The 5,194-nt window shown below is 60.7% G+C and carries 6 protein-coding genes and 1 pseudogene; 1 reads left to right on the top strand and 6 read right to left on the bottom strand.

Annotated features, from left to right (window positions below; all coding sequences use genetic code 11):
* A pseudogene (locus tag VIW95_RS13265) lies at positions 1-972 on the bottom strand (hypothetical protein); the annotation flags it as partial.
* 67 nt (positions 973-1,039) lie between these two features.
* Here VIW95_RS13265 and VIW95_RS13260 point away from each other — a divergent pair.
* Positions 1,040-2,650: a carboxyl transferase domain-containing protein gene (locus tag VIW95_RS13260; protein WP_331587263.1), complete on the top strand. Its 1,611-nt coding sequence runs from the start codon at positions 1,040-1,042 to the stop codon at positions 2,648-2,650.
* A gap of 87 nt (positions 2,651-2,737) precedes the next feature.
* Here the strand turns inward: VIW95_RS13260 and VIW95_RS13255 are convergent, their stop codons facing one another.
* The 5 genes from VIW95_RS13255 to VIW95_RS13235 all read right to left on the bottom strand — a co-directional run.
* The gene (locus tag VIW95_RS13255; RefSeq protein ID WP_331587261.1) at positions 2,738-3,079 is read right to left on the bottom strand and encodes an ATP synthase F0 subunit C; all 342 of its coding nucleotides are present in this window, start codon (positions 3,077-3,079) and stop codon (positions 2,738-2,740) included.
* A gap of 106 nt (positions 3,080-3,185) precedes the next feature.
* The gene (gene atpB, locus VIW95_RS13250; protein WP_331587259.1) at positions 3,186-3,881 is read right to left on the bottom strand and encodes a F0F1 ATP synthase subunit A; all 696 of its coding nucleotides are present in this window, start codon (positions 3,879-3,881) and stop codon (positions 3,186-3,188) included.
* A gap of 22 nt (positions 3,882-3,903) precedes the next feature.
* Positions 3,904-4,296: a hypothetical protein gene (locus tag VIW95_RS13245; RefSeq protein ID WP_331587256.1), complete on the bottom strand. Its 393-nt coding sequence runs from the start codon at positions 4,294-4,296 to the stop codon at positions 3,904-3,906.
* Positions 4,296-4,565 (bottom strand): DUF2277 domain-containing protein, encoded by a 270-nt coding sequence (locus VIW95_RS13240; protein ID WP_331587254.1) that lies wholly within the window; start codon positions 4,563-4,565, stop codon positions 4,296-4,298. Before VIW95_RS13240 ends, VIW95_RS13245 begins: the two co-directional genes overlap by 1 nt.
* A gap of 43 nt (positions 4,566-4,608) precedes the next feature.
* Positions 4,609-5,194 (bottom strand): lysozyme inhibitor LprI family protein (locus VIW95_RS13235; protein ID WP_331587252.1); only part of this gene is annotated, 586 nt, incomplete at its 5' end.

Here is a 5,194-nt window from a genome sequence, read left to right as displayed (position 1 = left end):
GCCGATTTTCACGTCGATTGGAATCACGTCGCGGCCGCTGGTCATGAGAAGCGGATGCCGCGCGCCGATAAAATCGATTCCCTCGTCAACGAGCGGCGGCTCGACGCATCGAAAGCGCTCGGCGAACAGCGCGCGCGCGTTGAGCGCGTCGAGCGCGACCATCGCATCGAAGGTGAGCTGCAGTTCGGGCGCGTAGCCGCCGACCATCGCGGTCAGCCGCGCGAGGATTCGCGTTTCTTCCGCCTCGGCTTCGCGCTCGAGCATCATCAGCCGGTTGTTCAGCTCAACCGCCCACATCGGCTCGACGAACAGAGTTTCGCCGGACACGCTGCGGTCCTGGACGATTCCCTCGAACCGCTCCGAATAGTTCAGCTTCATCGGCAGCACGAAGCGGCGGTTGCGAATCGTCACGATGTAATCGGAAACGAACGATTCCATGCCCGAGGCGTTGAGCGAGCGCAGCAGGCGCGCCTCGAGATCCGAGCGCTCATCGCGCAGCCGGGAGCGCAGACGCTTCAGCTCGGGGCTCGCGTCGTCGAGGAGGGTGCCGTCGTCGGACAGCGCACCTAGCATCGCGTCGGCGAGCTCCTTGGGCGCGAGCAAGTTGTGAACGAGAGCCGCGACATGCGGGAAGCGCTCGACGCGCGAGCGCAGAAAGCCGGCGACGTGGCGTGAGCCGACGATAAAATCGCGCACTTTCACCAGCGCTTCGCCGCCGAGGATTGCTCCGGCGCGCGCGGCCGCGAGCAGGTACGGCCGCTGATCGGTGAATTCGCTTATCGGAATCGAGCCGGCATGCGAGCGCAGCTCGACCATCTCGGCGGTCGTCGTCAGCCGCTGTTGCACGTCGGGGGCGTCGATCGACGGGCGCAACTCGGCGGTGGCCGCGCGCGCCGGCTCGGAGGCGCAGAGATCCATGACGAGGTGAATCACCTTGTCGAATTCAAGTGCTTTCAGATCGCGTTCGCGCATCGCTAATATCCAGACAGCCTTCTAAAATTTAGACCAACTTTGGCCCGCTCGCATCAAGGATGTTCAAATGGATCGAATTGAATCGCGGCTGAACACCAACTCCGACGAGTTCCGCCGCAACCGCGACGCGATGGACACGCTGGTCAAGCGCCTGCGCGAGGAAACCGAGCGCGTTCGCCAGGGTGGTCCGGCATCGGCTCGCGAGCGTCACGTCGAACGCGGCAAGCTGCTCGCGCGCGACCGCGTCAAGAAACTTCTGGACCCGGGCAGTCCGTTCCTCGAGCTGTCACCGCTGGCCGCATTTAATATGTACGACGGCGACTCGCCGTCCGCGAGCATCATCACCGGCGTCGGCAGAATCCACGGCCGCGAGGCGGTCATCGTGGCCAATGACGCGACGGTCAAGGGCGGCACGTATTTTCCGATGACCGTGAAGAAGCATCTGCGCGCGCAGCAAATCGCGATCGAAAACCGGCTGCCGTGCGTTTACCTGGTCGATTCGGGCGGCGCGTTTCTGCCGATGCAGTCCGAGATTTTTCCAGATGTCCATCACTTCGGACGCATCTTTTACAATCAGGCGCAGATGTCGGCGAAGGGCGTCGCGCAGGTCGCGGTCGTGATGGGCAGTTGCACGGCGGGCGGCGCATACGTGCCCGCGATGTGCGACGAGAACATAATAGTCCGCGAGGAGGGAACGATTTTTCTCGCCGGACCGCCGTTGGTGCGCGCCGCGACCGGCGAAGAGGTCACCGCCGAGGAGCTCGGCGGCGGCGACGTGCACACGCGACTGTCGGGTGTGAGCGATCACCTGGCCGACGATGATGAGCACGCGCTGCAGATCGCGCGTGCCATCTTCGAGAATCTTGGGCCTCGCACGGCGGCCGGGATCGAGCAGGACACGCCCGAGGATCCGCACTACGATCCCGCCGAACTCTACGGCATCATGCCGACCGATACGCGCAAGCCGTACGACGTGCGCGAAGTGATCGCGCGGCTGGTCGATGGCAGCAGGATACACGAGTTCAAGGCGCGCTACGCGACCACGCTGGTCACGGGATTCGCGCGAATCTACGGCTACCCGGTCGGCATCGTCGCGAACAACGGCGTGCTGTTCAGCGAGTCTGCCCTGAAGGCGACGCATTTCATCGAGCTGTGCTGCGCGCGGCGCATCCCGTTGCTCTTCCTGCAAAACATCACCGGCTTCATCGTCGGCAAGCGCTACGAGCAAGGCGGCATCGCAAAGGATGGCGCCAAGATGGTCAACGCGGTGGCCAACGCGCAAGTGCCGAAGTTCACGGTGATCATCGGCGCATCGAACGGAGCGGGAAATTACGGGATGTGCGGGCGCGCGTATTCGCCGCGATTGCTTTTCATGTGGCCGAACGCGCGCATTTCAGTGATGGGGGGAGAACAGGCCGCGAACACGCTGCTGACGGTCAAGCTCGATCAGTTGAAGCGCGAAGGTGCAACGATGAGCGACGCGGAGCAAAAGGAATTTTTGCGCCCGACGCTGGAAAAGTACGAACTCGAGTCGAGCGTTTACTATTCGAGCGCGCGGCTATGGGACGACGGCGTGCTCGATCCGGTCGAGACGCGCGCCGCGCTCGCGCTGGGAATCGCAGCCTCGATGAACGCGCCGATCCCCGAGCACGCGAACTTCGGCGTCTTCAGGATGTGAGGTGGTTTTGAGACCAGTCGCAGCAAAAAGAAGCGGGGCCCGGTAGGGGCCCCGCTCTCAGTACCAAGTTGTCGGTGTGCGTAGTCGCTAGATCTTCGCCTGCAGGAAGAATGCGATCACTAGCGCGTACAGGGTCAGTGCTTCGATGAAGGCGAGGCCGATGATCATCGGGACGAAGATCTGGCCGGCGCTGTTCGGGTTGCGGCCGATCGATTCCATCGCCGAGGCGGCCATGCGGCCCTGGCCGAGCGCGCTGCCGAATGCCGCGATACCGATGCCGATGTTCGCGGCGATTGCGATGAGTCCTGCGCGCAGCGGCGCGCCCTCGCCTGCGGCACCGGCCGCTTCTTGCGCCATCGCGAGCAGCGGTGACGCGAGGATGGCCATCCCGGCCATCGTCACTATGGTTCCAATTCTGTGTCGTAACATTTCGATCCTCCTTCTCTTTTCGCGCGCCCCGGGTACCGCAGCCGGCCACCTCTCTTCCTCTACCACCTCGAATTCCGGTCGGAATCCCTAGCGCGAAAAATCCTTTTTAATGATCGTGGCTGGTCGCGAGCCGAACGTAGCTCATCGCGAGTACCACGAAAATTATCGCCTGGATGATACACACGATCGATCCGAGGGCGTAAAACGCGAGCGGGATTATGAGCTTCGTCAGGCCGGTAAAAATCCCGAGCACGGTATGGTCGGCGAACATGTTTGCGTAGAGACGAATGCCGAGCGAAAACGGACGGAACAAATTGTCTGCCAGGTTGATTGGGATCATGAGCGGGAACAGCCACCATACCGGTCCGACCAGGTCATTTTGCAGATACTTGACGGCTCCGTGCGACAAACCTTGATAGACAAAAAAGACGAAGACGATCGTTCCCAGAGCGAATGTCAGATCTGAATTACCGGTCGGTGGTTCCATTCCAGGGATCAATCCAAAGATGTTAGCGGCCAGAATGAAAACGAACAGTGTGCCGAAAAATGGAACCCACTGCCGGTAGTGATGGGTCTCGAGCACGTCGTGGGCGAAAGTGTCGAACCACTCGACGAAAGCCTCAGCGATGGAGCGCACGCCCGCCCTCTCCTCGGGGACTATCGGATCTGCGGCGCGCAGGAGCGAGGCGCGCGCGATGAATCCAAACACTATGAGGATGCCCATCACGATCCAGGTGCCGATCAGCACCTCGGGAATCTTGCCGCCGCCGATAAGCTCGAGGAAATTTACTGAATGCTGCAAGTGAATTTCTCCGCCGCGGATCCTAGCTGGTCCCGCGAAGCGAAGCACGCCCGGTTTCAATAATAATAGCGGCCATCTGAGTCAAGACGCCGATACCAAAGCCCATCCCGTCGAGGCACGCGCGGGTGAAAATCAGATAGACGAGGCCGACGATGATGAACAGCTTCAGCGGAATCGCGAGTGCGCCCAGCTTGGCGGCGGCACCGGAGACGCCGGCGCTCGACGCAGCCAGCAGCAATCCGCCGAGCGCAGACAGGATCCACAAATTCGCGATTACCACTGCGCCGCCGATCATGCATCCCACGGACGCCGGCGTCGAGGCGAACAAAGCAAGAATCGACGAGCTGACCACGACGAGGATGAAGTTGGTGCGCTGAATCGACGCGATCGTCGGGATTGACCACGAGGATGCCATCAGGCGCCGAATCTTTCAGCGGCGCGAGCTTTCGCTTTGGCCGCCTCTTCTTCACGGTTCCTTGACGGTGCATTGGTTTCGAGCGAACGAAGAAACCGTGCCGAGGCTCGGGCTATTTCATCGATTGCCGCCATGAACGGGCCTTCGTTGGCCTTCGACGGTTTGTTGAAGCCGGAGATTTTGCGCACGAACTGAATCGATGCGGCGCGAATCTCTTCGTCGGTGACGGGGGGTTCGAAATTGAAAAGTATTTTAATATTCCTGCACATCGGATTGACCTCGAGATAGAGAGAACTCGGGCAAGGTGGTTCGCTACGGCTGCTCCGAGCTGACCAATTCATTCGTCCTGAGTTTTGTAACCGCGGTCTTCATGCTGAGGCCAGGGTCAAGGCTATTTTTCTTTCCGCTGTAAATCGAGGTCGCCAGCTCCGTCCACGAATCGCGGTATTTTATCCAGTGAAGCTCTGCCGATCGCGCGGTTTTTCTGTATGCCGGGTCGTTGCCATGGAGGTCCTCGCGGTACGCGTGGTTGAGCGCAGTGTCGGCCGCTTGAAACGCAACATTGTCGGCAGGCTCCAGATCGCGACTTCTAATGGTCTTTTCGACCAGTCCCGAGAAATCGTCACGGAGCAATTTCGCCTGAGCCATGCTTTTCATATTTCGTATCGTGCCGCCAACCGAAGCAAGATACGCTCGATTCTTGTCCGCCTCCTGGTAAGCTTTGAACGAGGCGACCACACGGTCGAGTATGAGCGCATCCGCCGAGCTTAACCCGGCGCGAGTCGTGGCGATCATCTCGCTGAATTGCCGTTCGCTGACAAGCTCGCCGATCGCCGTGCAATAGTCCATTTCCGGCGTAGTTCCCCTGAGGATATCTGAGCAGAGATCGACACTGGAC

This window comes from Binatus sp. (SeqCode), assembly GCF_036522015.1.
Taxonomy (GTDB): Bacteria; Desulfobacterota; Binatia; order Binatales; family Binataceae; genus Binatus.
This window is presented reverse-complemented; position numbering and strand designations above follow the sequence as displayed.

Bases quoted from the DNA above. Each gene is read 5' to 3' on its own strand.
- VIW95_RS13255 (WP_331587261.1), bottom strand. From the start codon at position 3,079: ATGTTACGACACAGAATTGGAACCATAGTGACGATGGCCGGGATGGCC.
- VIW95_RS13240 (WP_331587254.1), bottom strand. From the start codon at position 4,565: ATGTGCAGGAATATTAAAATACTTTTCAATTTCGAACCCCCCGTCACC.
- VIW95_RS13245 (WP_331587256.1), bottom strand. From the start codon at position 4,296: ATGGCATCCTCGTGGTCAATCCCGACGATCGCGTCGATTCAGCGCACC.
- VIW95_RS13260 (WP_331587263.1), top strand. From the start codon at position 1,040: ATGGATCGAATTGAATCGCGGCTGAACACCAACTCCGACGAGTTCCGC.